Consider the following 25,711-nt stretch of genomic DNA (forward strand, 5'->3'; position numbering starts at 1 on the left):
GCGTCACGATGATAATGTTCTGATTAGATTGGAAAAATCTTCTTTTATGTCGTGGCTTTCTTCGCGTAACTGCTCAATCTTGCGACAAGCGTGCAGCACGGTCGTATGGTCACGGCCACCAAACGCATCCCCGATTTCCGGCAGACTGTGGTTGGTTAATTCCTTTGCCAGCGCCATCGCCATCTGACGCGGACGCGCCACCGAGCGGGAACGACGTTTAGACAGTAAATCTGCCACTTTGATCTTGTAGTACTCAGCCACCGTCTTTTGAATATTGTCGATAGTGACCAGTTTTTCCTGCAATGCCAGCAAATCTCGCAGCGCTTCACGCACAAAATCGATGGTGATCGCACGACCGGTGAAGTTAGCATTGGCGATAACGCGGTTCAGCGCTCCTTCCAGCTCACGCACGTTGGAGCGCAGACGCTTGGCGATGAAGAACGCCACTTCGCCCGGCAGGCGAATGTCGTTTTCATCGGCTTTCTTCATCAGGATCGCGACGCGGGTTTCCAGCTCCGGTGGCTCGATCGCCACGGTCAGTCCCCAGCCGAAGCGGGATTTAAGACGATCTTCAACACCGTTGATCTCTTTTGGATAACGATCCGAGGTCAAAATGATCTGCTGATTGCCTTCCAGCAGGGCATTGAAGGTGTGGAAAAACTCTTCCTGCGATCGTTCTTTATTGGCAAAGAACTGGATGTCATCGATGAGCAGCGCGTCAACAGAACGATAGTAGCGTTTAAACTCTTCGATCGCATTGTTTTGCAGGGCTTTTACCATGTCCTGAACGAAGCGTTCGGAGTGCATATACACCACTTTGGCATTGGGCTTGCGCGCCATAATGCCGTTACCCACCGCATGCAGCAGGTGCGTTTTACCCAGACCCGTGCCGCCATAAAGGAACAGCGGGTTGTAGGCCCCACCGGGATTATCAGCAACCTGACGAGCCGCCGCGCGCGCCAGCTGGTTCGACTTACCTTCAACGAAGTTATCGAACGTATGTTTCACGTTAACGTTAGAGCGGTAGGTTGGCTCAGCCGGTGCGGGGACATTATCCCAGCCCTGACGAGCGGGTGCGACGCGAGGGGCCGGAGCAGGCGCGGCCTGAGCAGGCGCGGCCTGAGCAGGCGCTGCTACGTTCACGGTTTCACGAACGGTTTGGGTGACCGGCTTTGTGCCCACTTCAAAGCGCAGCTGCGGGGCATCAGACCCGCAGAAATCGTTCAGCAGTCCATTGATGTTATTAAGGTACTTGTCCCTTACCCAATCGAGCACAAAACGGTTTGGCGCATACAAAGCCAGCGTGTTATCGCTCAGTTCCGCCTGCAACGGGCGGATCCACATACTGAATTCTGTGGCTGGTAACTCATCCTGCAATCGGGCAAGACACTGCTGCCAAAGCGAAAGTGACACGGCGGACTCCACTCGAACAATAAAAGAAAACTATTGAATATTCATGATTGTTGGCGCACATCGGCATGACCCTGTGTAAAGGGGGACGTGCGAATTGCTATCTGCAATTTATCCTGACCAGGATCCTGGGATCCCAATCGGGACCGCGGATCATAGCCTAAACTGAGCCAGAGATCTTCTGTTTCTCACAGATTCTTCCCGATTTATCCACAGGAAGATCCGGAACCGGATAAGTGTAAACGATCCTGGCGCCAGTACCCCACGATTTAGTCCGCATATTGGAAAAATTAATGAGCACAGACAATTTATTGCTTAAATGATCTAACGAAGATCCGGGACGATCCTTGCGCTTTGTTGGCGAGGCCGTATAATCCTCGACCCGGCGCGTGATGCTCATCTTCCTGCGTCGTCCGTTGCTCATTTTCCACGCGAAAACGTGCGGAAATACGCGGGAAATAAGGAAAGAGAATTGACTCCGGAGTGTACAATTATTACAATCCGGCCTCTTTAATCACCCACGCTGAGGCGTTAGTCGTTCGAAACTCGTTCGGGTATACGCAAAAGTCAGTGAATTTATTCAAGTTTAGGTAGAAATCGCCATGAAACGCACTTTTCAACCGTCTGTACTGAAGCGCAACCGTTCTCACGGCTTCCGTGCTCGTATGGCTACTAAAAATGGTCGTCAGGTTCTGGCACGTCGTCGTGCTAAAGGCCGCGCTCGTCTGACCGTTTCCAAGTAATAAAGCTAACCCCTGAGTGGTTAAGCTAGCATTTCCCAGGGAGTTACGTTTGTTAACTCCCGCTCATTTCACTTTCGTCTTCCAGCAGCCACTACGGGCTGGCACGCCGCAAATCACCATCCTCGGCCGCCAAAATTCGCTGGGGCATCCCCGCATCGGTCTCACAGTCGCCAAGAAAAATGTTAAGCGTGCGCATGAACGCAATCGGATTAAACGTCTGACGCGTGAAAGCTTCCGTTTACGTCAGCACGAACTGCCTTCAATGGATTTCGTGGTGGTGGCTAAAAAAGGGGTTGCCGACCTCGATAACCGTGCTCTCTCGGAAGCGTTGGAAAAATTATGGCGCCGCCACTGTCGCCTGGCTCACGGGTCCTGATAGCCCTCATTCGGGTCTATCAACGCCTGATTAGTCCGCTACTCGGGCCGCACTGCCGTTTTACACCAACATGCTCAAGCTACGGAATTGAGGCATTGCGCAGGTTTGGAGTGATAAAAGGCAGTTGGTTGACGGTGAAACGCGTATTAAAATGCCACCCTTTACACCCCGGTGGAGACGACCCCGTCCCCCCAGGACCCTTTGATACCAGAGAACACTAACGATGGATTCGCAACGCAATCTTCTTATCATCGCTTTGTTGTTCGTGTCTTTCATGATCTGGCAGGCATGGGAGCAGGATAAAAATCCTCAACCCCAGCAGCAGACCACGCAGACTACGACCACCGCAGCGGGTAGCGCCGCCGACCAGGGCGTACCGGCCAGTGGCCAGGGGAAACAGATTACGGTTAAGACCGATGTGCTTGAGCTGACAATCAACACCCGTGGTGGTGATGTTGAGCAGGCGCTGCTGTTGACCTACCCGAAAGAGCTGAAGTCTAACGAACCGTTCCAGTTACTGGAAACCACGCCTGAGTTTATCTACCAGGCGCAGAGCGGCCTGACCGGCCGTGATGGCCCGGATAACCCGGCTAACGGTGCGCGTCCACTGTATAACGTCGAGAGCGACACCTTTGTGCTGGCTGATGGTCAGAACGAACTCGCAATCCCGATGACGTACACTGACGCCGCAGGCAACACCTTCACTAAAACCTTCACCCTGAAACGCGGTGAATATGCGGTGAACGTGGGCTATAGCGTACAGAACGCCAGTGCGAAACCGCTGGAGCTGTCAACCTTTGGCCAGCTGAAGCAGTCCATCAATCTGCCGTCTCACCGTGACACCGGAAGCAGCAACTTTGCGCTGCATACCTTCCGTGGCGCGGCGTACTCCACGCCAGACGCGAAGTATGAGAAATACAAATTCGACACCATTGCCGATAACGAAAACCTGAACGTTAGTTCCAAAGGCGGTTGGGTTGCGATGCTGCAACAGTATTTCGCAACGGCCTGGATCCCAAACAACGACGGTACGAATAACTTCTATACCGCGAACCTGGGTAACGGTCTTGCAGCCATCGGCTATAAATCTCAGCCGATTCTGGTTCAGCCGGGTCAAACCGGTAAGATGGCAAGCACCCTGTGGGTCGGCCCGGAAATTCAGGACAAAATGGCCGCTGTTGCGCCGCACCTGGATCTGACCGTGGATTACGGTTGGTTGTGGTTCATCTCTCAGCCGCTGTTTAAGCTGCTGAAGTTCATCCACAGCTTCCTGGGTAACTGGGGCTTCTCCATCATCGTTATCACCTTCATCGTTCGTGGCATCATGTACCCGCTGACTAAAGCGCAGTACACCTCCATGGCGAAGATGCGTATGCTGCAGCCGAAGATTCAGGCGATGCGTGAGCGTCTGGGCGATGACAAACAGCGTCAGAGCCAGGAAATGATGGCCCTGTATAAAGCAGAGAAAGTAAACCCCCTGGGTGGTTGCTTCCCGCTGCTGATTCAGATGCCAATCTTCCTTGCGCTGTACTACATGCTGATGGGTTCCGTTGAGCTGCGCCACGCGCCGTTCGCACTGTGGATCCATGACCTGTCTGCACAGGACCCGTACTACATCCTGCCGATCCTGATGGGCGTGACGATGTTCTTCATCCAGAAGATGTCGCCGACCACCGTGACCGACCCGATGCAGCAGAAGATCATGACCTTTATGCCGGTCATCTTCACCGTGTTCTTCCTGTGGTTCCCGTCAGGTCTGGTGCTGTACTATATCGTCAGCAACCTGGTGACCATCATCCAGCAGCAGCTGATTTACCGTGGTCTGGAAAAACGTGGCCTGCATAGCCGCGAAAAGAAAAAATCCTGATTCGGTAAGTTAACGCTAAAATAAGGGCGGTCGATTGACCGCCTTTTTTATTTGTATTGAACGAGACCAACCATGAGCCATAACGACACTATCGTCGCCCAGGCAACCCCACCGGGACGCGGTGGTGTAGGCATTCTGCGTATCTCCGGCCTGAAGGCGCGCGAGGTGGCCGAAGCGGTGCTGGGTAAACTGCCAAAGCCTCGCTACGCTGATTACCTGCCGTTTAAAGATACCGACGGCACGCCGCTGGACCAGGGCATTGCGCTGTGGTTCCCCGGCCCGAACTCCTTTACCGGTGAAGACGTGCTGGAGCTTCAGGGCCATGGCGGGCCGGTTATCCTCGACCTGCTGTTAAAACGTATCCTGACCCTGCCGGGCCTGCGCATTGCGAAGCCGGGCGAGTTCTCCGAACGAGCCTTCCTCAACGACAAGCTCGACCTGGCGCAGGCTGAGGCCATTGCTGACCTGATCGACGCCAGCTCGGAACAGGCGGCCCGCTCTGCCCTGAACTCACTGCAGGGGGCATTCTCCGCGCGTGTGAATCACCTTGTGGAAGCACTTACTCACCTGCGCATCTACGTGGAAGCGGCTATCGACTTCCCGGACGAGGAGATCGACTTCCTCTCTGACGGCAAAATCGAAGCCCAGCTTAACCAGGTAATGAGCGATCTCGACGCCGTTCGTGCCGAAGCGCGCCAGGGCAGCCTGCTGCGTGAAGGGATGAAGGTGGTGATTGCCGGACGCCCTAACGCCGGGAAATCGAGCCTGCTGAACGCCCTGGCGGGCCGTGAAGCGGCGATCGTCACCGACATTGCCGGCACCACCCGCGACGTGCTGCGCGAGCATATCCACATCGACGGGATGCCGCTGCATATCATTGATACCGCGGGCCTGCGCGATGCCAGCGACGAGGTTGAGCGCATCGGTATCGAACGCGCCTGGCAGGAGATCGAGCAGGCCGACCGCGTGCTGTTTATGGTGGACGGCACCACGACCGACGCCGTTGACCCGGCTGAGATCTGGCCGGACTTTATCGCCCGTCTGCCGGCTAAGCTGCCGATCACCGTAGTGCGTAACAAAGCGGACGTCACCGGCGAAACGCTGGGCATCAGCGATGTGAATGGTCACTCACTGATTCGCCTGTCGGCGCGTACCGGTGAAGGCGTTGACGACCTGCGCAACCATCTCAAGCAGAGCATGGGCTTTGACACCAGCATGGAAGGCGGCTTCCTCGCGCGTCGTCGTCACCTGCAGGCGCTGGAAGAGGCGGCAAACCACCTTGTTCAGGGTAAAGCGCAGCTGATCGGCGCGTGGGCGGGTGAACTGCTGGCGGAAGAGCTGCGTCTGGCGCAGCAGAATCTGAGCGAGATCACCGGGGAGTTTACGTCAGACGATCTGCTGGGACGGATTTTCTCGAGCTTCTGTATCGGTAAGTAAGGCCCGATCGCTGATGGTGATTTCCTCCCGGGAAATCACCATTGTCCAAATGGCAACTCGCCTAATCCTCTTTATCCCCCTATCCTGCATGCCTGCATCTATGGGGGGTTTATGGCGCGTTTTCTGTTTTGTAGTTTCGCATTAGTTCTGCTTTATCCGTCCGGCATTGATATGTATCTGGTGGGATTGCCGCACATCGCCCGCGATCTGGGCGCCAGCGAGGCGCAGCTGCACATCGCGTTTTCGGCCTACCTCGCGGGGATGGCGTCGTCGATGCTGTTTGCCGGGAAAATCGCGGATAAAGCAGGCCGTCAGCCTGTCGCCATAACGGGCGCCATCATTTTTGCCCTTGCCTCTCTTCTCTGCTCACAGGCGCAAAGCAGCACCTTGTTCCTGACAGGACGGTTTATTCAGGGCATTGGCGCCGGTGGCTGCTACGTCGTCGCGTTTGCCATTTTGCGCGACACCTTAAGCGCCCAGCGTCGCGCCAAAGTGCTTTCGATGCTGAACGGTATTACCTGCATCATCCCGGTGCTGGCCCCGGTCGTGGGATATCTGATCATGCTGAAATTCCCGTGGCAGAGCCTGTTCTGGACCATGGCGGCGATGGGCGCGCTGGTGTTTATCCTGTCCATCGCCGTGCTGAAAGAGACCCACCCGGGCTCGCAGAATACCGGTCATACCGCAACCATTCACCCAGCCGAGAAGCTGCTTAACCGCTTTTTCCTCAGTCGTCTGGCCGTGACCACGTTAAGCGTGGCGGTGATCCTGACCTATGTAAACGTTTCCCCGGTTTTGCTGATGGAGACCATGGGCTTCGATCGCGGTGAGTATTCAACGGTGATGGCATTAACCGCCATGGTCAGTATGGCGGTCTCGTTCTCCACCCCGTTTGCGCTAAATGTTTTCAGCCAGCGTGCGTTGATGCTGACCTCACAGGTTTTATTCCTCACGGCAGGCGCGATCCTGGCAACCACCAGCTCGCATCCGGTGATGCTGGCGGGTATTACCCTTATTTGTGCCGGGTTTTCGGTTGGCTTTGGCGTGGCGATGAGCCAGGCGCTTGGCCCCTTTTCGCTGCGGGCAGGCGTGGCAAGCTCGGTGCTGGGAATTGCGCAGGTCTGCGGCTCGTCGCTGTGGATTTGGATGGCGGCGGTCATCGGGCTTAACGCGCTGAATATGCTGATCGGGGTTCTGATTGGCTGTAGCATACTGTGCATCACCTTACTTATGGTCATCCAGCCCGCGGCGCATTATGAAGAAGCCCATCAGCAGTCTCGATCTTAACCTGTTGCTGTGCCTGCAGCTTTTGCTGCAGGAGCGCAGCGTCACCAAAGCGGCGAAACGGATGAACGTGACGCCGTCTGCGGTGAGTAAATCGCTGGCCAAGCTGCGCGACTGGTTTGACGACCCGCTGTTTGTCAAAACGCCGCTGGGGCTGCTGCCGACCCCGCTGACGGTAAGCCTGGAGCAGGATTTGGCCGACTGGATGCAAATCGGCAACCAGATCCTCGATAAATTCCACCATGATTCCCCGGGCGGGCTAACGTTCGTGCTGGCCGCCGAAACGCCGTTGATGCTGATCCGCTTTAACGCTCTGCTGGAGCAGGTTAACCAGCGCTATCCGCAGGCGACGGTGAAGATGCGTCACTGGGATTATGACTCGCTGGACGCCATTACGCGTGGAGAGGTGGATCTGGGATTCACCGGACGCGAAACGCACCCGCGCTCGCGTGAATTGCTGAAGCTAATGCCGTGGTTCATCGACTATGAGATTCTGTTCAGCGACCGTCCGTGCGTGTATCTGCGTGAGGATCACCCCGCGCTTCAGGATGAATGGAACCTCGAAACCTTCCTGCGCTACCCGCACATCAGCATCTTCTGGGAACGCAGCGACACCTGGGCACTGGACGAAGTGCTAAAGGAGATGGGTCGGGAGAGAAACATTGCCATGAGCGTGCCGGGCTTTGAGCAATCGATGTTTATGGCAGCCCAGCCCGGCCATAACTATATCGCCACGGCTCCGCACTACTGCCATCACTACAATCAACTCCACCAGCGGAAGCTGATCGCGCTGCCCATTCCCATTGACGAAGCGCAGGCTGAAAAGCTAACCGTTCCCTTCACGCTGATCTGGCATAAACGGAACAGCCATAATCCGAAAATCCTCTGGCTGCGGGAAACCATTAAGGCGCTGTACGGTGCCAGCGATCCAATTTTTGCCTAAGAAAATGTAAAGTTCGGTCCTAAGGCTTCTCTTACTCCCATTTACTGATTAAAACAGGAGTCAAGTTAAGCGATAATCATGTAACCGTTTAACCGATTACGACCATTATCAAGGAGCGAAAAATGGCTACGCACTTTGCAAGAGGGATACTTACGGAAGGACGTCTCGTATCGGCAAGAATTTCTTCAGCCTGTCACAGTGAAGCACTCACTCTTCCGGAACACCGCAGAACGCGGTTTTTAGCGTCCAGAGCGCTTCTCGCAGAACTGCTGTTTATGCTGTACGGCACCAGCGAGCTGCCGGACATCATTACCCAACCCGAAGGCCGCCCGGTCTTTGCCGACCCGGATCTCCCTCGTTTTTCAATTGCCTACGCGGGCAATATCATTGGCGTCGCGCTGACCACTGAAGGGGATTGTGGGCTGGATATGGAACTTCAACGCGCGACGCGCAGCTTCCATGGCGGTAATGCGCATGAAGACTATCCGCTCTCCAGCAATGAGAGGCTGTGGGTACGCAACCAGAACGATCCTGTCGAAGCCCGAGCCCAGCTCATTACCCTGCGCCAGAGCATTCGCAAGCTCTGTGGATGCGCCTCAGACGACGCCAGCATGCTGCAACTGCTTCCAGGCTCCGGACGTCTGCGTGCCGCTCAGGCCACGCTGGTAGAGGCACTCAGCGACGCAGAGGATGTGCTCATTTGGTCCATTGCGGTTACCCCCGCCATCGAACGCATGAAAATCTGGGAATTTGACAGCCAACAGGGATGGCGTAGCCTTCCTGATGTGCCCGAGCGCGCCAACGAGCCCGCAGCACGCCTGATGCGTTTAACCAGTTTACCGGCAGAAAAAGCATTCACCCTTAGCTGATCCGATCAGGGTCATCATGATGAAACAGGAGTAATCATGTCTGATACGTTGAAAGTAGTTACGTTACTGGGAAGCCTGCGCAAAGGTTCATTTAACGGGATGGTTGCCCGCACGCTGCCACAGCTGGCACCGGCAGGAATGGAAATTAGCGCCCTGCCGTCTATTGGCGATATTCCGCTGTATGACGCTGACGTACAGCAGGAAGAGGGTTTCCCGCAGAGCGTTGAGGCGCTGGCAGAGCAGATCCGCCAGGCCGACGGCGTAGTCATCGTCACGCCGGAGTATAACTACTCGGTTCCGGGTGGTCTGAAGAATGCCATCGACTGGCTGTCCCGTTTGCCTGAGCAGCCGCTGTCAGGCAAGCCGGTGCTGATCCAGACCAGCTCAATGGGCGCGATTGGCGGCGCGCGCTGTCAGTATCATCTGCGCCAGATCCTGGTATTCCTGGACGCGATGGTCATGAACAAGCCGGAATTTATGGGTGGTGTGATTCAGAACAAGGTCGACCCGCAAACGGGTGTAGTGGTGGATCAGAGCACGCGCGATCATCTGTCTGGTCAGCTGACGGCGTTTGGGGATTATATTAAGAGGGTGAAAGCGTAAGCTTATTGCGGCCTGATGCCCTCACCCTGGCCCTCTCCCACGGGAGAGGGTGCAAACACTAAAGCCCTTTTCTTCGAAAAGGGCTTGTTGTTTATTTGGCATCAATAAACACAATCTTCAGCACAAACAGCAGCGCCACAACAATCACGCATGGGCTGAGGTCGCGGAAGCGGCCGGTACCGATCTTCATTACGCAGTAAGAGATAAAGCCAAGCGCGATACCTTCGGTAATCGAGAAGCTGAACGGCATCATCACGGCGGTAATAAACGCCGGTACCGCTTCGGTTAAATCATCCCACTTCACGCGTGACAGGCTGGAGGTCATCAGCACACCCACATAGATCAGCGCGCCGGCTGCCGCATACGGAGGAACCATACCCGCCAGCGGAGAGAGGAAGATCACCAGCAGGAACAGAATACCCACGACCACCGCCGTCAGGCCAGTACGGCCGCCCACGGACACGCCGGAAGAAGATTCAATGTACGCGGTAACGGACGAGGTTCCGATAAAAGCGCCGGTCACAGAGGAGACGCTGTCCACAAACAGCGCCTGCTTCATGCGCGGGAATTTTCCGTTCTCATCCGCCAGGCCCGCTTTGTCGGTCACGCCAATCAGCGTACCGGAGGAGTCAAACAGGTTGACCAGCATGAAGGAGAAAATTACGCCCGCCAGGCCCAGATTCAGGGAACCCGCCAGATCGACGTGACCAATCACGGTAGAGACGCTCGGTGGCGCGGAGACAATACCGTTATAGTGAACGTCACCCAGCATCCAGCCCAGCAGGGTGGTGACCACGATGGAGACCAGTACCGCCGCGTGAATATTGCGGGAAGCCAGGATCGCGATGATAAAGAAGCCCAGCACGCCCAGCAGCACGTTATGAGAGGTCAGGTGACCGATGCTCACCAGCGTATCCGGGTTCGCCACGATAACGCCGGCGTTTTTCAGCCCCATCATCCCGATGAACAGACCGATACCGCTGGTGATGCCCACGCGCAGACTCACGGGAATGTTTGCAATCATCCAGTAACGCACGCGGAAAATGGTCAGCAGCAGCAGGCCAACCGCGCCCCAGAAGATGGCGCCCATGCCAACCTGCCACGGCAGCCCCATCGCCTGAACAACCACGAATGCGAAGAACGCATTCAGGCCCATCGCCGGTGCCAGCGCAACCGGCAGGTTAGCGAACACCCCCATCAGAATGCTGCCAAGGGCCGCGATCAGACAGGTTGTAACGAAGACGGCGCTGGTATCCATGCCAGCGACGCCCAGAATTTGAGGGTTCACAAAAACGATATAGACCATCGTCAGGAAGGTGGTGAAACCAGCGATCACTTCGGTGCGTGCCGTTGTGCCGTGCTCGCGCAGTTTAAAAACGCGCTCAAGCAGACCCTGACCAGACGTCTGGGTAGTGTGTTGTTGACTCATCATCAATTCCGAACAAGGAGGGAAAATTCGTCGCTATCCTATACCAAAATGCGACAATAGTGGCGGTTACGTGATACTTTTTTCATTGATTTTGCTTATACGGCAACGATTGCGTCCCGGCGAACTGCCGTACGTAAACGTTAAACTTGTTAAAAGGGAAAGGCATGTCCGGAATTGAAGCGGTATTTTTCGACTGCGACGGTACGCTGGTCGACAGTGAGGTCATTTGTTCCCGCGCGTATGTCACCATGTTCCAGGAATTTGGCATTACGCTGGAACTCGAAGAGGTGTTTAAACGCTTTAAGGGCGTGAAGCTCTACGAGATCATCGACATCATTAACGAAGAACACGGTGTGGATCTGGCGAAAGCCGATCTGGAACCGGTGTATCGCGCCGAGGTCGCACGCCTGTTCGACTCCGAGCTGGAGGTAATCTCCGGGGCTAACGCATTGCTGGATGCGATGACGGTGCCAGTCTGCGTCGTTTCTAACGGCCCGGTCAGCAAAATGCAGCACTCGCTGGGCAAGCTTGAGATGTTGCACCATTTCCCGGAAAAACTGTTCAGCGGCTACGATATCCAGCGCTGGAAGCCAGACCCGGCGCTGATGTTCCATGCGGCAAAAGCGATGAACGTCAACGTAGAAAACTGCATTCTGGTGGATGACTCGTCTGCGGGCGCGCAGTCGGGGATTGATGCGGGGATGGAGGTGTTTTACTTCTGCGCCGATCCGCACAACAAGCCGATCGATCATCCAAACGTGACGACCTTTACCGATCTGGCACAGCTGCCGGAACTGTGGAAGGCTCGCGGGTGGGATATTACTCGCTGAGTTTTCCCCTCACCCCGACCCTCTCCCTGTGGGAGAGAGTTAGGGTGAGGGGAAAACTCACTCTTTCGGATCTTTACCCGCCAGCAGCTTGTCCAGCTCGTCGCCGCCCACGTGACGGAAGTCCTGACCTTTAACGAAGTAGAAAATGTATTCGCAAATGTTCTGGCAGCGGTCGCCGATACGCTCGATAGAGCGCGCGCAGAACAGGGCGGTCAGTACGCTTGGGATCGTACGTGAATCTTCCATCATGTAGGTCATCAGCTGACGCACGATGCCTTCATACTCCTGGTCGACCTTCTTGTCTTCACGGTAGATACGCACCGCTTCGTCCAGATCCATACGCGCAAAGGCATCCAGCACGTCGTGCAGCATCTGCACGGTGTGGCGGCCCAGCGACTCAAGGCTCACCAGCAGCGGCAGGTGCTGCTGAGAGAACTTCTCCAGCGCGGTACGACAGATTTTATCCGCAACGTCACCAATACGCTCCAGCTCGGCGATGGTTTTGATGATCGCCATCACCAGACGCAGGTCGCTCGCCGTCGGCTGACGTTTCGCGATAATGCGCACGCAGGCCTCGTCGATAGCGACTTCCATCATGTTGACATTTTTGTCGCCTTCAATGACGCGCTTCGCCAGCTCGCTGTCCTGGTTGTGCATTGCCGTAATCGCATCAGAAAGCTGCTGCTCGACCATGCCGCCCATGGTCATTACCTGGGTGCGAATGCTTTCCAGCTCTGCGTTGAACTGGCCGGAAATGTGTTTATTAAGATTGAGGTTGTCCATGGTTTCTCCACATGCACTAAGGCAAATCAACCGTAGCGGCCAGTAATATAATCTTCGGTTTGTTTCTTCGCGGGCCTGGTGAACAGCGCGTCCGTATCGCTGAACTCAATCAACTCGCCCAGGTACATAAACGCCGTGTGATCGGAACAACGTGCAGCCTGCTGCATGTTATGGGTCACGATAACCACGGTGTAATCCTGCTTCAGCTCGGTGATAAGCTCTTCAATACGGCCGGTTGAGATCGGGTCCAGCGCTGAACACGGCTCATCCAGCAGCAACACTTCCGGGCGAATAGCGATACCGCGCGCAATGCACAGACGCTGCTGCTGACCGCCGGAGAGAGAGTAACCGCTCTGGTGCAACTTATCTTTGGTTTCGTTCCATAATGCTGCCTTGGTCAAAGCCCACTGCACGCGCTCGTCCATATCGGCACGGGAGAGTTTTTCAAACAGGCGAACGCCAAACGCGATGTTGTCGTAAATGGACATCGGGAACGGCGTTGGTTTCTGGAACACCATCCCCACTTTGGCGCGCAGCAGGGCGATATCCTGAGCCTGGGTCAGAATGTTTTCGCCGTCCAGGATGATTTCACCTTCAGCACGCTGCTCCGGATAGAGCGAATACATTTTGTTAAAGGTACGCAGCAGCGTGGATTTTCCGCAGCCGGACGGACCGATAAATGCCGTGACCTGGTTCTTCGCGATATCCAGGTTAATGTTCTTCAGGGCATGGAATTTGCCGTAGTAGAAGTTCAAATCACGAACCTGAATCTTACCCGGGGCAGTATCAACCATACTCATTGACTCATTTCCTCATTCGGCGCCGCGAGCTGCCGCGCCGTAAAAAATTAACCGTGTTTCTTCTTCGCGAAAATGACGCGCGCCAGAATGTTCAGCAACAGTACGCAAAGGGTAATGATCAGCACCCCGGCCCAGGCCAGCTGCTGCCATTCAGCGAATGGGCTCATCGCAAATTTAAAGATCGTCACCGGCAGGTTGGCGATCGGCTGCATCATGTCCGTGCTCCAGAACTGATTGGAGAGAGACGTAAACAGCAGCGGCGCCGTTTCACCCGCGATACGCGCAACCGCCAGCAGGATACCGGTCATGATTCCGGAGACAGACGCCTTCAGCGTAATCGCAGAGATCATCTTCCATTTCGGCGTACCCAGCGCATAAGCCGCTTCACGCAGGCTGTCCGGCACCAGTTTCAGCATGTTCTCGGTGGTTCGAATAACAATCGGCACCTGCAGCAGCGCCAGGGCAATCACGCCCGCCCAGCCGGAGAAGTGTTCCATCTGCGCCACCACCACGGTGTAAACAAACAGACCCACGACGATAGAAGGTGCAGACAGCAGAATGTCGTTGATGAAGCGAATGACTTCGGCAAGCCAGGATTTACGACCGTATTCTGCCAGGTAGATGCCCGCCATGATGCCCAGCGGGGTGCCGAAGACCGTCGCCCAGAGGATCAGCAGGCCGCTGCCCGCCAGGGCATTCGCCAGGCCACCACCCGCCGTGTTCGGCGGCGGCGTCATTTCGGTGAACAACGACAGTGACATCCCGTCAATCCCGCGAACGACCGTCGAGAAGAGGATCCAGACCAGCCAGAACAGGCCGAATGCCATCGTCGCCATAGAGAGCGACAGGGCAATTCGGTTTTTCATGCGGCGTCTGGCCTGCATTTTTCGGCGGGATTCCGCCAGTTCAGCGGTAGCTTGCATTTCGAGAGTTGCCATTAGCGTGCCCCCTCATTTTTAGCGAGGCGCATAATCATCAGCTTGGAAATCGCCAGAACGATGAAGGTGATAACGAACAGAATCAGACCCAGCTCCATCAGCGCCGCCACGTGCAGTCCGGATTCCGCTTCCGCAAATTCATTCGCCAGCGCCGAGGTAATACTGTTACCCGGCATGTAGAGCGACGCGCTGTCGAGCTGGTAGGTGTTACCGATGATAAATGTGACCGCCATGGTTTCACCCAGCGCACGACCCAGGCCCAGCATCACGCCCCCGATCACCCCATTTTTGGTGAACGGAAGGACAATGCGCCAGATCACTTCCCAGGTGGTGCAGCCGATGCCGTAGGCCGACTCTTTCATCATCACCGGCGTTTGTTCGAAGACATCGCGCATGACCGCCGCAATGTACGGAATAATCATGATGGCGAGAATCACACCTGCCGCCAGAATGCCGATACCGAAAGCCGGGCCAGAGAACAGGGCACCCACAAACGGAATAGCGGAAAGCACGTTACCGACCGGTTCCTGAAAATACGTTGCGAACAGCGGAGCAAAGATGAACAGACCCCACATGCCGTAAACGATACTTGGAATAGCCGCCAGCAGTTCGATGGCAATACCCAGCGGGCGTCGCAGCCAGCCCGGCGCCAGCTCCGTCAGGAACAGGGCAATACCAAAGCTCACCGGAACCGCAATCAGCAGGGCGATGAACGAGGTCACCAGCGTGCCGTAAATCGGCACCAGGGCACCGTAGATGTCATTCGGCGCGTCCCACTCTTTGGTCCACAGGAAGGAAAAACCGAATTTCTGGATGCTCGGCCATGAGGAGAAAATCAGAGACACGATAATGCCGCCCAGCAGCAATAGCACAATCAGCGCAGCCAGTTTCACCAGCGCGCTGAAAATCATGTCACCTTTTTTACCCGGAGGGTTAAATGCAGGCTTGGTTGCAGCCATAAATTACTCTTCTGTTTGAGACGTTTTTACGAATATGCCCGGTGGCGCTGACGCTTACCGGGCCTACAGCTTAAACCGTAGGGCGGGTAAGCGCAGCGCCACCCGCCATCTTCGTTAAATATATCCTGTTAGTACAGCGCTTTACCGCTGCTGTCTTTCACGTTGGTTTTCCATGCAGCGCGAATCTGCTCAACCACGTTGTCCGGCAGGGTGGCGTAATCCAGGGCGTTAGCCTGTTTGCCGCCGTTTTTGTACGCCCAGTCGAAGAACTTCAGCACTTCGGCGCCCTGCTCAGGTTTCTTCTGCTCTTTGTGAACCAGGATGAAGGTGGTAGAGGTGATTGGCCACGCACCTTCGCCTTTCTGGTTAGTCAGATCCTGCGCGAAGGATTTGCTCCAGTCAGCGCCTTTTGCCGCGTTAGCAAAGTTCTCTTCGGTCGGGCTAACCGGTTTGCCGTCGGCTGAAACCAGTTTGGTGTAGGACAGGTTGTTCTGCTTGGCGTACGCATACTCTACGTAACCAATCGAGCCAGGCAGACGCTGTACGAACGCGGCGATACCGTCGTTACCCTTGCCGCCCAGACCGGTTGGCCAGTTAACGGTAGAGCCGGAGCCGACTTTAGATTTCCACTCTTCGTTCACTTTTGCCAGGTAGCTGGTGAACACGAAAGAGGTACCGGAACCATCCGCGCGGCGAACCACGGCGATGTTCTGAGAAGGCAGCTTCAGGCCTGGGTTGAGTTTAGCGATCGCTTCGTCATCCCATTTTTTGATTTTGCCCAGGTAGATGTCACCCAGCGTTTTGCCGTCCAGCACCAGCTCACCCGACTTCACGCCTGGCAGGTTGATGGCCAGAACCACACCACCGATCACGGTAGGGAACTGGAACAGGCCTTCCTGAGCCAGCTTGTCATCAGACAGCGGAGCGTCTGATGCACCGAAATCAACAGTGTTCGCGGTAATTTGTTTAACGCCACCGGAGGAGCCGATACCCTGATAGTTAACCTTGTTACCGGTTTCTTTCTGGTAGGTATCTGCCCATTTGGCATACACCGGCGCAGGGAAGGTTGCACCAGCGCCAGTCAGGCTTGCTTCTGCAAATACAGAGAACGCGCTCAGAGATAAGGTCGCGGCGACAACAGTTGCGACAGTGGTACGCATAACTTTCATAATGTCTCCTGCAAGATTTTCGTAAATCGTTGTTTAGTGGCTACGATGAGCAAAATAGGACAAACAGGTGACAGATAAATGTACGAATTATGACAGTTTTATGACAACGTTAATTTTACTTAAAAATCAGCAAAAGAAAGATTAATTTTCATCTAGTTAGCCACTTTTATGACAAGTCGTTTTCAGAAATATTTTCTTTATGTGACACTGAAAAAAGTAGCTGAAGATGACAAATTGTCATTATTAAAAACGAGAAAGGATTGATGAAAAACAAGCCGGGCGGGATAAAAAAGCTCCACCCGAAGGTGGAGCCTGAAGGGATTATTCTACGGTAACCGATTTCGCCAGGTTACGCGGCTGGTCAACGTCGGTGCCTTTGATCAGGGCAACGTGATAGGCCAGCAGCTGCAGCGGAACGGTGTAGAAGATTGGTGCGATAACCTCTTCCACATGCGGCATCTCGATGATGTGCATGTTGTCGTTGCTGACAAAACCGGCATCTTTGTCGGCGAAGACGTACAGAACACCGCCGCGGGCGCGCACTTCTTCGATGTTAGATTTCAGTTTTTCCAGCAGTTCGTTGTTTGGTGCCACAACGATGACCGGCATATCCGCGTCAATCAGCGCCAGCGGGCCGTGTTTCAGCTCGCCTGCCGCATAGGCTTCAGCGTGAATGTAGGAGATCTCTTTCAGCTTCAGCGCGCCTTCCAGCGCAATCGGATACTGATCGCCACGCCCCAGGAACAGGGCGTGATGTTTGTCAGAGAAATCTTCCGCCAGCGCTTCAATGCGTTTGTCCTGAGACAGCATCTGCTCAATACGGCTCGGCAGCGCCTGCAGGCCGTGAACGATGTCATGCTCAACGGACGCATCTTCACCTTTCAGACGCGCCAGCTTCGCCACCAGCATCAGCAGAACGGTCAGCTGAGTGGTAAACGCTTTAGTGGAGGCGACGCCGATTTCAGTACCCGCTTTGGTCATCAGCGCCAGATCGGATTCACGCACCAGCGAGGAGCCCGGGACGTTACAGATGGCCAGAGAGCCCAGGTAACCCAGCTCTTTAGAGAGACGCAGCGCGGCCAGCGTATCCGCCGTTTCGCCAGACTGGGAAAGGGTGATCATCAGGCTGTTACGACGCACCGCGGATTTGCGATAGCGGAATTCAGACGCGATTTCCACATCGCACGGCACGCCTGCCAGGGATTCAAACCAGTAGCGAGAGACCATACCGGAGTTGTAGGAGGTGCCGCAGGCCACGATCTGAATGTGCTCGACCTTGCCGAGCAGTTCGTTCGCGTTTGCGCCCAGCTCGCTCAGATCCACTTCACCGTGGCTGATGCGCCCGGTCAGGGTGTTTTTGATGGCGTTTGGCTGCTCGTAAATCTCTTTCTGCATGTAGTGACGGTAAGCGCCTTTGTCGCCCGCGTCGTACTGCAGATTCGATTCGATCTCCTGACGTTTCACCTGCTCGCCTTTGGTATCAAAGACGGTCACGCTGCGACGGGTCACTTCCGCGATATCACCCTCTTCGAGGAAGATAAAGCGACGGGTAACCGGCAGGAGCGCCAGCTGGTCAGAAGCGATGAAGTTTTCGCCCATGCCCAGACCGATAACCATCGGGCTACCGGAACGCGCGGCCAGCAGCGTTGACGGATCGCGGGAATCCATGATCACCGTACCGTACGCACCGCGCAGCTGAGGGATAGCACGCAGCACCGCATCACGCAGCGTGCCGCCCTGCTCCAGCTCCCAGTGCACCAGGTGAGCAATCACTTCGGTGTCAGTTTCAGAGACGAAGGTGTAGCCGCGCGCTTTCAGTTCTTCGCGCAGCGGTTCGTGGTTTTCGATAATGCCGTTGTGCACGACCACGATGTGTTCAGACACATGCGGGTGCGCGTTACCTTCAGACGGTTCGCCGTGCGTCGCCCAGCGGGTGTGCGCAATACCGGTACCACCGTGCAGCGGATGTTCTTCCGCAGCCTGGGCCAGCATCTGCACTTTACCGAGACGACGCAGACGGGTCATATGACCTTCTGCATCGACGACAGCCAGACCGGCTGAGTCGTAACCACGGTATTCCAGACGACGTAAACCTTCGAGAAGGATTTCAGCAATATCACGCTGCGCAACTGCGCCAACAATTCCACACATAATTTTAGATTCCGAATTTAGGCATTATGCCTGCGTTGTCGCTGACCTGTATTTTCCCTTTCCGGGCGCCCCGAGCCTTGTAGAGAGTGGGGTTATTTTTATGGGTACTGCTTATGGGGGGAAATATATATTTATCTCCTCTCCCGGGTTTGCCTGATGACGGCTACGCCTATCAGGCCTACTCAATCGTAGGGCGGGTAAGCGTAGCACCACCCGCCTTGTTGTTACTTTTTCTTCTCCGGGCGTTTCCAGCCCTGCTTGCTGACCTGCGGAACGCGGCTTAAAACGAGCTCGTTCTCGGCAACATCGCGCGTAACGGTTGTTCCCGCGGCAATGGTCACCCCGTTACCCACGGTAACAGGCGCCACCAGCTGCGTATCGGATCCAACAAACACGTCGTCACCGATGATGGTTTTAAACTTATTCGCGCCGTCATAGTTACAGGTAATAGTCCCTGCACCAATATTCACGTTATTGCCAATTTCCGCGTCGCCCAGATAGGTCAGATGACCGGCTTTCGAGCCTTTACCCAGACGCGCTTTTTTCATCTCCACGAAGTTACCCACGTGAGCGCCTTCCAGCAGCTCAGCGCCCGGGCGCAGACGCGCAAACGGGCCGATGGTGCATGCCGTATCCAGACGGGCGTCTTCCACCACGCTGTATGGGCTGATTTCGCAGTCGTCACCGATGACGCTGTTTTTAATCACGCAGCCGGCGCCAATTTTGACGCGATTGCCCAGCGTGACGTGACCTTCGAGGATAACGTTCGTATCAATTTCAACGTCACGCCCGTGAGATAACGAACCACGCAGATCGAAACGCGCCGGATCGCGCAGCATCACGCCCGCCAGCAGCAGTTTTTCGGCCTGCTCGGACTGATAAATACGCTCAAGACGGGAGAGCTGAAGGCGGTTGTTCACGCCGTCCGTTTCGCTGATGCGCGCCGGATGAACGGCGGCAATTTCACGCCCTTCGTGGTACGCCATCGCAATGATGTCGGTGATGTAGTATTCACCCTGCGCGTTGTTGTTGTCGAGTCTGGACAGCCAGCGCTTCATATCCGCGCCGTTGGCAATAAGGATACCGGTGTTGATCTCCTGAATCTGGCGCTGTTCGTCGCTGGCATCTTTGTGCTCAACAATACCTGTGACGTTGCCGTTTTCACGGGTGATGCGGCCATAACCGCTTGGATCGTCCAGCACGACGGTCAACAAACCGATGCCGCCCTGCGGTTTGGCTTCACGCAGGCGAGTCAGAGTTTCAACGGAGATCAGCGGGACATCGCCGTAGAGCATCAAAATGTCTTCGTCATCTGCAAAGAAAGGCGCAGCCTGCTGCATCGCATGGCCTGTGCCCAGCTGTTCGGCCTGAAGCACCCAGTTGAGCTTGTCATCGCTCAGCGTCTTTTTAAGCAGATCGCCGCCGTGGCCGTAGACCAGGTGGACCTGACTGGCACCCAGCTCGTTCGCTGCATCAATGACATGCTGCACAATTGGCTTTCCTGCAAGCGTGTGGAGCACCTTAGGCAGATCGGAATACATGCGGGTCCCTTTGCCAGCGGCAAGGATCACCACGCTCATCGCACTGTTTGACATACGCATCCTGACGGTAGTTTGAGTGTGAAGTAAAAACGTTTGATGCTTAAAATTCTACATCTTTTTCATCATGAATTAAGGCCGAAAAAAAAGCCAGCCTGGTATCCAGACTGGCTTTTGTGCTTTTCAAGCCGGTGTTACATCGCTTTTTTGGTCAACTCGATAACGCGCAGTTTCGCGATCGCTTTGGCCAGCTCCGCAGACGCCTGAGCGTAATCCACGTCACCATGAGAGCTGCTAATGTGCTCTTCAGCCTTACGCTTCGATTCCAGGGCTCGCGCTTCGTCGAGATCCTGGCCACGGATAGCGGTATCGGCCAGAACGGTCACACTGCCAGGCTGCACTTCAAGAATGCCGCCGGACAGATAGATAAACTCTTCGTGACCGAACTGTTTAACGATGCGGATCATACCAGGCTTAATGGCGGTGAGCAGCGGTGCGTGACCCGGGAAAATACCCAGTTCACCTTCACTACCCGTTACCTGGATTTTCTCGACCAGACCAGAGAACATTTGTTGCTCTGCGCTGACGACGTCCAGGTGGTAAGTCATTGCCATATCACCCTCCGATTAAGGCGTTAAAGTTTTTTGGCTTTTTCCACGGCTTCGTCGATTGAACCAACCATGTAGAACGCCTGCTCCGGCAGGTGATCGTATTCGCCTTCCATGATGCCTTTAAAGCCACGGATGGTGTCTTTCAGGGAAACGTATTTACCCGGAGAACCGGTGAATACTTCCGCAACGAAGAATGGCTGGGACAGGAAGCGCTGAATCTTACGCGCACGTGCTACCACCAGTTTGTCTTCTTCAGACAATTCATCCATACCCAGGATGGCGATGATGTCTTTCAGTTCCTGGTAACGCTGCAGCAGGGACTGTACGCCACGCGCGGTGTCGTAGTGTTCCTGACCAACAACCAGTGGATCCAGCTGACGGCTGGTGGAGTCCAGCGGGTCAACGGCCGGGTAGATACCCAGAGACGCGATCTGACGGCTCAGTACCACGGTTGCGTCTAAGTGAGCAAAGGTGGTTGCTGGAGATGGGTCAGTCAAGTCATCCGCAGGTACGTATACCGCCTGAACGGAGGTGATAGAACCGGTTTTGGTAGAGGTGATACGTTCCTGAAGAACACCCATCTCTTCCGCCAGCGTAGGCTGATAACCTACCGCTGAAGGCATACGACCCAGCAGTGCAGATACTTCCGTACCGGCCAGGGTGTAACGATAGATGTTATCAACGAACAGCAGAACGTCACGGCCTTCATCACGGAACTTCTCAGCCATCGTCAGACCGGTCAGCGCAACGCGCAGACGGTTTCCTGGTGGCTCGTTCATCTGGCCGTAAACCAGGGATACTTTGTCCAGAACGTTGGAGTCGGTCATTTCGTGGTAGAAGTCGTTACCCTCACGAGTACGTTCACCTACGCCCGCAAACACGGAGTAACCGGAGTGCTCGATCGCGATGTTACGGATCAGCTCCATCATGTTTACAGTTTTACCAACACCCGCACCACCGAACAGACCGACTTTACCGCCCTTCGCAAACGGACACATCAGGTCGATAACTTTGATACCGGTTTCCAGCAGTTCCTGAGAGCTTGACAGCTCTTCGTAGGAAGGTGCTGCGCGGTGGATAGCCCAACGCTCTTCTTCACCGATGTCGCCTTTCATGTCGATTGGCTGACCCAATACGTTCATGATACGACCCAGTGTTGCTTTACCTACCGGGACTTCGATCGGGTGCTCAAGGTCTTTGACTTCCAGACCACGACGCAGACCGTCGGAAGAACCCATCGCGATGGTACGCACGATACCGCCGCCGAGCTGCTGCTGAACTTCCAGCACCAGGCTCTCGTTACCATTCTGTACCTCAAGCGCGTCGTACACGCGTGGTACGGCGTCCTGAGGGAACTCGACGTCCACCACGGCGCCGATTACCTGGACAATCTTTCCAGTAGCCATCTTGAATCCTCTACGTAATTCGTAAACCTGGTTAAACCGCGGCGGCCCCCGAGACGATCTCGGTGAGTTCCTGAGTAATGCTGGCCTGACGAGCTTTGTTGTAAACCAACTGCAGCTCTTTAATCAGGCTGCCGCCATTATCGGTCGCGGCTTTCATCGCCACCATTCGTGCGGCCTGCTCGCTGGCCAGGTTTTCTACAACGCCCTGATAAACCTGAGATTCAACGTAACGACGCAGCAGGGTATCCAGCAGCGGTTTCGGATCGGGTTCATACAGGTAATCCCAGGCTTTTTGCTTCAGCTCGTCATCTTCTGATGCCGGTAACGGCAGCATCTGAGTGAGCGTTGGAACCTGAGACATAGTGTTAATGAATTTGTTGCTGACAACGTACAGTCTGTCCAGACGGCCTTCATCATAGGCCTGCAACATCACTTTAACCGGGCCGATCAGTTCGGACAGGGACGGGTTATCCCCCATACCGGTCACCTGAGCGACAATGTTGCCACCAACGGAGTTAAAGAAAGAGACGCCTTTAGAGCCGATCATTGCGATATCGCACTGAACGCCTTTTTCAGACCATGCTTTCATATCCGCCAGCAGTTTTTTGAACAGGTTAATGTTCAAGCCGCCACACAGACCACGGTCGGTCGACACCACCAGATAGCCCACGCGCTTAACGTCGCGTTCTTCCAGGTAAGGGTGCTTATATTCCAGATTACCGTTTGCAAGGTGACCAATCACTTTGCGCATGGTTTCTGCATAAGGACGGCTGGCCGCCATGCGATCCTGCGATTTACGCATTTTGGAAGCGGCGACCATCTCCATCGCTTTAGTGATCTTTTGCGTGTTCTGGACGCTTGCGATCTTACTACGTATCTCTTTTGCGCCGGCCATGAGCTTCTCCTCAATGCCAGGCGGCTTGTCCTGAGACAAGCCGCCGGACGATTACCAGGATTGGGTTGCTTTGAAGGAATCGAGGATAGCTTTCAGCTTGCCTTCGATTTCGTCGTTATAGCCACCGGTCTGGTTGATCTCTTGCATCAGCGGAGCGTGATCACGGTCGACGTAAGCCAGCAGAGCGGCTTCGAAGCTACCGATTTTCGCCAGTTCCACATCTTCGAGGTAACCGCGTTCAGCCGCGAACAGTACCAGGCCCTGCTGAGCAACAGACATTGGTGCGTACTGTTTCTGCTTCAGCAGCTCGGTCACTTTCTGACCGTGGCTCAGCTGTTTACGGGTTGCTTCGTCCAGATCGGATGCGAACTGAGAGAACGCAGCCAGTTCACGATACTGTGCCAGCGCGGTACGGATACCACCGGACAGTTTCTTGATGATCTTGGTCTGAGCAGCACCACCAACACGGGATACGGAGATACCCGGGTTAACCGCCGGACGAATACCGGAGTTAAACAGGTTGGTTTCCAGGAAGATCTGACCATCGGTAATGGAGATTACGTTGGTCGGAACGAACGCAGAAACGTCACCCGCCTGGGTTTCAATGATCGGCAGAGCGGTCAGAGAGCCCGTTTTACCCTTCACTTCACCTTTGGTGAAGTTCTCGACGTATTCCGCGTTAACGCGGGAAGCACGCTCCAGCAGACGAGAGTGGAGGTAGAATACGTCGCCAGGGAACGCTTCACGTCCAGGTGGACGACGGAGCAGCAGGGAAACCTGACGATAAGCAACAGCCTGTTTAGACAGGTCATCGTATACGATCAGCGCATCTTCACCGCGGTCACGGAAGTATTCGCCCATTGCGCAACCGGCGTATGGTGCCAGGTATTGCAGTGCAGCAGATTCAGACGCGGTTGCTACCACAACGATGGTGTTAGACAGTGCGCCGTGCTCTTCCAGTTTACGAACCACGTTGGAAATGGTGGACGCTTTCTGGCCGATAGCCACGTACACACATTTGATGCCGGAGTCACGCTGGTTGATGATGGCGTCGATAGCCATCGCGGTTTTACCGGTCTGACGGTCACCGATGATCAGTTCACGCTGACCACGACCGATTGGGATCATGGCATCAACGGACTTATAACCTGTCTGAACAGGCTGATCTACGGACTGACGGTCGATAACGCCTGGTGCGATAACTTCGATTGGAGAGAAGCCATCGTGCTCAACCGGACCTTTACCGTCGATTGGCGCACCCAGGGTGTTAACAACGCGACCCAGCAGGCCACGGCCAACCGGCACTTCCAGAATACGGCCAGTACACTTAACCTTCATGCCTTCGGCGAGGTCAGCGTATGGACCCATCACAACTGCACCTACGGAGTCGCGCTCCAGGTTCAGTGCGATAGCGTAACGGTTACCCGGCAGGGAAATCATCTCACCCTGCATACAATCGGCCAGGCCGTGGATGCGGATAACACCGTCACTTACAGAAACAATAGTACCTTCGTTGTGAGCTTCACTCACAACACTGAACTGAGCAATGCGCTGCTTGATCAGTTCGCTGATTTCGGTGGAATTCAGTTGCATGCTCCAGTCCCCTTAAGACTGCAAGACGTCTGCAAGGCGTTCAAGACGGCCGCGTACGCTGCCATCAATGACCATATCACCCGAACGGATGATTACGCCTGCCATTACAGACTTATCGATTTTGCAATTCAGCTTAACTTTGCGTGACAGACGTTTTTCCATCGCGGCGGTGATTTTCGCAAGCTGTTCATTACTCAGTTCAGTCGCAGAAGTCACTTCAACTTCAGCGGTTGCTTCACTAAGGGCACGTAAGTGCTCAAACTGCTCGAGAACATCCGGGAGCACACGGAGACGACCATTTTCTGCCATCACCTTAATCAGGTTCTGGCCGTTGGCATCCAGTTGCTCTCCGCACACGGCGATAAACGACGCGGCGAGAGTTTCAGGTGCTAACGCACCGGAAAGCAACTCAGCCATTTGTTCGTTTTTCGTCACCTCAGCGGCAAACGCCAGCATATCCTGCCAGCGATCGACATTTTGGTGTTCGACAGCAAAGTCAAAAGCTGCTTTGGCGTAGGGGCGAGCTACCGTAACAAATTCAGACATCAGCCCCTCCCTCCTTACAGTTCAGCGACAAGTTTGTCCACGATGTCGCTGTTAGCAGCTTCATCCACGGAACGTTCGATGATCTTCTCGGCGCCAGCAACAGCCAGAATCGCAACCTGCTTACGCAGTTCTTCACGAGCACGTTTACGCTCAGCATCAATTTCTGCCTGAGCCTGTGTCACGATCTTAGTACGTTCCTGTTCTGCTTCAGCTTTGGCTTCGTCCAGGATCTGAGAACGGCGTTTGTTAGCCTGTTCAATGATTACCTGAGCTTCAGCTTTCGCTTTTTTCAGCTGGTCTGTCGCGTTGGCCTGTGCAAGGTCCAAATCTTTCTTAGCGCGTTCTGCGGAAGCCAGACCGTCAGCAATTTCTTTCTGACGTTTTTCGATGGCAGCCATTAAAGGCGGCCATACATACTTCATGCAGAACCAGACAAAGAGAATAAACGCGATGGCCTGGCCGAGGATTGTTGCGTTCATGTTCACAGCACAATACCTCTTTAATTTCTGTGGCTTAGGGTTTTAAAACTAC

At 54.9% G+C, this 25,711-nt stretch carries 25 protein-coding genes; 10 read left to right on the forward strand and 15 right to left on the reverse strand.

Annotated elements, in window-relative coordinates:
- Positions 1–3 precede the first annotated feature (3 nt).
- The gene (gene dnaA / locus UTM25_RS02750) at positions 4–1,413 is read right to left on the reverse strand and encodes a chromosomal replication initiator protein DnaA (RefSeq protein WP_320714256.1); all 1,410 of its coding nucleotides are present in this window, start codon (positions 1,411–1,413) and stop codon (positions 4–6) included.
- Between the two features lie 599 nt (positions 1,414–2,012).
- Here dnaA and rpmH point away from each other — a divergent pair.
- From rpmH to UTM25_RS02795, 9 genes are all read left to right on the forward strand, one after another.
- Positions 2,013–2,153, forward strand: a complete 141-nt coding sequence (rpmH, locus tag UTM25_RS02755; protein ID WP_000831330.1) for a 50S ribosomal protein L34 — start codon at positions 2,013–2,015, stop codon at positions 2,151–2,153.
- Positions 2,154–2,169: 16 nt separating this feature from the next.
- Positions 2,170–2,529 (forward strand): ribonuclease P protein component, encoded by a 360-nt coding sequence (gene rnpA / locus UTM25_RS02760; protein WP_032640303.1) that lies wholly within the window; start codon positions 2,170–2,172, stop codon positions 2,527–2,529.
- Positions 2,493–2,750, forward strand: a complete 258-nt coding sequence (gene yidD / locus UTM25_RS02765) for a membrane protein insertion efficiency factor YidD (protein ID WP_001307474.1) — start codon at positions 2,493–2,495, stop codon at positions 2,748–2,750. The genes rnpA and yidD overlap by 37 nt, the downstream gene beginning before the upstream one ends.
- A 2-nt stretch (positions 2,751–2,752) precedes the next feature.
- Complete coding sequence (gene yidC, locus UTM25_RS02770) at positions 2,753–4,396, forward strand: membrane protein insertase YidC (RefSeq protein ID WP_194401466.1); 1,644 nt, start codon at positions 2,753–2,755, stop codon at positions 4,394–4,396.
- Positions 4,397–4,468: 72 nt separating this feature from the next.
- On the forward strand, positions 4,469–5,833 hold the full coding sequence (gene mnmE / locus UTM25_RS02775) for a tRNA uridine-5-carboxymethylaminomethyl(34) synthesis GTPase MnmE (protein WP_032644252.1): 1,365 nt from the start codon (positions 4,469–4,471) through the stop codon (positions 5,831–5,833).
- Positions 5,834–5,944: 111 nt separating this feature from the next.
- Positions 5,945–7,120: an MFS transporter gene (locus UTM25_RS02780; protein ID WP_194401465.1), complete on the forward strand. Its 1,176-nt coding sequence runs from the start codon at positions 5,945–5,947 to the stop codon at positions 7,118–7,120.
- Positions 7,089–8,060, forward strand: a complete 972-nt coding sequence (gene yidZ, locus UTM25_RS02785) for an HTH-type transcriptional regulator YidZ (RefSeq protein WP_029741480.1) — start codon at positions 7,089–7,091, stop codon at positions 8,058–8,060. Before UTM25_RS02780 ends, yidZ begins: the two co-directional genes overlap by 32 nt.
- A gap of 122 nt (positions 8,061–8,182) precedes the next feature.
- Positions 8,183–8,929: a 4'-phosphopantetheinyl transferase family protein gene (locus tag UTM25_RS02790; protein WP_194401464.1), complete on the forward strand. Its 747-nt coding sequence runs from the start codon at positions 8,183–8,185 to the stop codon at positions 8,927–8,929.
- Positions 8,930–8,965: 36 nt separating this feature from the next.
- Entirely contained in the window at positions 8,966–9,532 is a 567-nt protein-coding gene (locus UTM25_RS02795) for an NADPH-dependent FMN reductase (RefSeq protein ID WP_194401463.1), read from the forward strand.
- A 91-nt stretch (positions 9,533–9,623) separates the two neighbouring features.
- Here the strand turns inward: UTM25_RS02795 and adeP are convergent, their stop codons facing one another.
- Positions 9,624–10,961: an adenine permease AdeP gene (adeP, locus tag UTM25_RS02800; RefSeq protein ID WP_194401462.1), complete on the reverse strand. Its 1,338-nt coding sequence runs from the start codon at positions 10,959–10,961 to the stop codon at positions 9,624–9,626.
- A gap of 164 nt (positions 10,962–11,125) precedes the next feature.
- On the opposite strand from adeP, the gene yieH reads away from it, so the two are divergent.
- Positions 11,126–11,791, forward strand: coding sequence for a 6-phosphogluconate phosphatase (yieH, locus tag UTM25_RS02805; protein WP_194401461.1), 666 nt, complete (start codon positions 11,126–11,128; stop codon positions 11,789–11,791).
- Between the two features lie 57 nt (positions 11,792–11,848).
- Here yieH and phoU read toward each other — a convergent pair whose 3' ends face one another.
- The 13 genes from phoU to atpF form a co-directional block, all read right to left on the reverse strand.
- Positions 11,849–12,574 carry a phosphate signaling complex protein PhoU gene (gene phoU, locus UTM25_RS02810; RefSeq protein WP_320714259.1) on the reverse strand — a complete coding sequence of 242 codons (726 nt, stop codon included), beginning with the start codon at positions 12,572–12,574 and terminating at the stop codon, positions 11,849–11,851.
- 26 nt (positions 12,575–12,600) lie between these two features.
- Complete coding sequence (gene pstB, locus UTM25_RS02815) at positions 12,601–13,374, reverse strand: phosphate ABC transporter ATP-binding protein PstB (RefSeq protein WP_010426574.1); 774 nt, start codon at positions 13,372–13,374, stop codon at positions 12,601–12,603.
- Between the two features lie 47 nt (positions 13,375–13,421).
- The gene (pstA, locus tag UTM25_RS02820) at positions 13,422–14,312 is read right to left on the reverse strand and encodes a phosphate ABC transporter permease PstA (RefSeq protein WP_023309794.1); all 891 of its coding nucleotides are present in this window, start codon (positions 14,310–14,312) and stop codon (positions 13,422–13,424) included.
- Positions 14,312–15,271, reverse strand: a complete 960-nt coding sequence (gene pstC / locus UTM25_RS02825) for a phosphate ABC transporter permease PstC (RefSeq protein ID WP_023309793.1) — start codon at positions 15,269–15,271, stop codon at positions 14,312–14,314. The genes pstA and pstC overlap by 1 nt, the downstream gene beginning before the upstream one ends.
- 128 nt (positions 15,272–15,399) lie before the next feature.
- The gene (gene pstS / locus UTM25_RS02830; RefSeq protein WP_008500186.1) at positions 15,400–16,440 is read right to left on the reverse strand and encodes a phosphate ABC transporter substrate-binding protein PstS; all 1,041 of its coding nucleotides are present in this window, start codon (positions 16,438–16,440) and stop codon (positions 15,400–15,402) included.
- A gap of 321 nt (positions 16,441–16,761) precedes the next feature.
- Positions 16,762–18,591: a glutamine--fructose-6-phosphate transaminase (isomerizing) gene (gene glmS / locus UTM25_RS02835; RefSeq protein ID WP_023309792.1), complete on the reverse strand. Its 1,830-nt coding sequence runs from the start codon at positions 18,589–18,591 to the stop codon at positions 16,762–16,764.
- Positions 18,592–18,815: 224 nt separating this feature from the next.
- Positions 18,816–20,186: a bifunctional UDP-N-acetylglucosamine diphosphorylase/glucosamine-1-phosphate N-acetyltransferase GlmU gene (gene glmU / locus UTM25_RS02840; protein WP_320714261.1), complete on the reverse strand. Its 1,371-nt coding sequence runs from the start codon at positions 20,184–20,186 to the stop codon at positions 18,816–18,818.
- A 137-nt stretch (positions 20,187–20,323) separates the two neighbouring features.
- Positions 20,324–20,743, reverse strand: coding sequence for a F0F1 ATP synthase subunit epsilon (locus UTM25_RS02845; RefSeq protein ID WP_006177560.1), 420 nt, complete (start codon positions 20,741–20,743; stop codon positions 20,324–20,326).
- 20 nt (positions 20,744–20,763) lie between these two features.
- Positions 20,764–22,146, reverse strand: a complete 1,383-nt coding sequence (atpD, locus tag UTM25_RS02850; RefSeq protein ID WP_006177559.1) for a F0F1 ATP synthase subunit beta — start codon at positions 22,144–22,146, stop codon at positions 20,764–20,766.
- A 31-nt stretch (positions 22,147–22,177) separates the two neighbouring features.
- Positions 22,178–23,041 (reverse strand): F0F1 ATP synthase subunit gamma, encoded by an 864-nt coding sequence (gene atpG / locus UTM25_RS02855; protein ID WP_008500191.1) that lies wholly within the window; start codon positions 23,039–23,041, stop codon positions 22,178–22,180.
- A gap of 51 nt (positions 23,042–23,092) precedes the next feature.
- The gene (gene atpA / locus UTM25_RS02860) at positions 23,093–24,634 is read right to left on the reverse strand and encodes a F0F1 ATP synthase subunit alpha (protein ID WP_006808751.1); all 1,542 of its coding nucleotides are present in this window, start codon (positions 24,632–24,634) and stop codon (positions 23,093–23,095) included.
- Between the two features lie 12 nt (positions 24,635–24,646).
- The gene (atpH, locus tag UTM25_RS02865) at positions 24,647–25,180 is read right to left on the reverse strand and encodes a F0F1 ATP synthase subunit delta (protein ID WP_023309790.1); all 534 of its coding nucleotides are present in this window, start codon (positions 25,178–25,180) and stop codon (positions 24,647–24,649) included.
- A gap of 14 nt (positions 25,181–25,194) precedes the next feature.
- Positions 25,195–25,665 (reverse strand): F0F1 ATP synthase subunit B, encoded by a 471-nt coding sequence (gene atpF, locus UTM25_RS02870; protein WP_014072436.1) that lies wholly within the window; start codon positions 25,663–25,665, stop codon positions 25,195–25,197.
- Between the last annotated feature and the right edge of the window lie 46 nt (positions 25,666–25,711).

It is taken from the genome of Enterobacter sp. 61D5 (assembly GCF_034107965.1).
In the GTDB taxonomy this organism is placed as follows: domain Bacteria; phylum Pseudomonadota; class Gammaproteobacteria; order Enterobacterales; family Enterobacteriaceae; genus Enterobacter; species Enterobacter cloacae_M.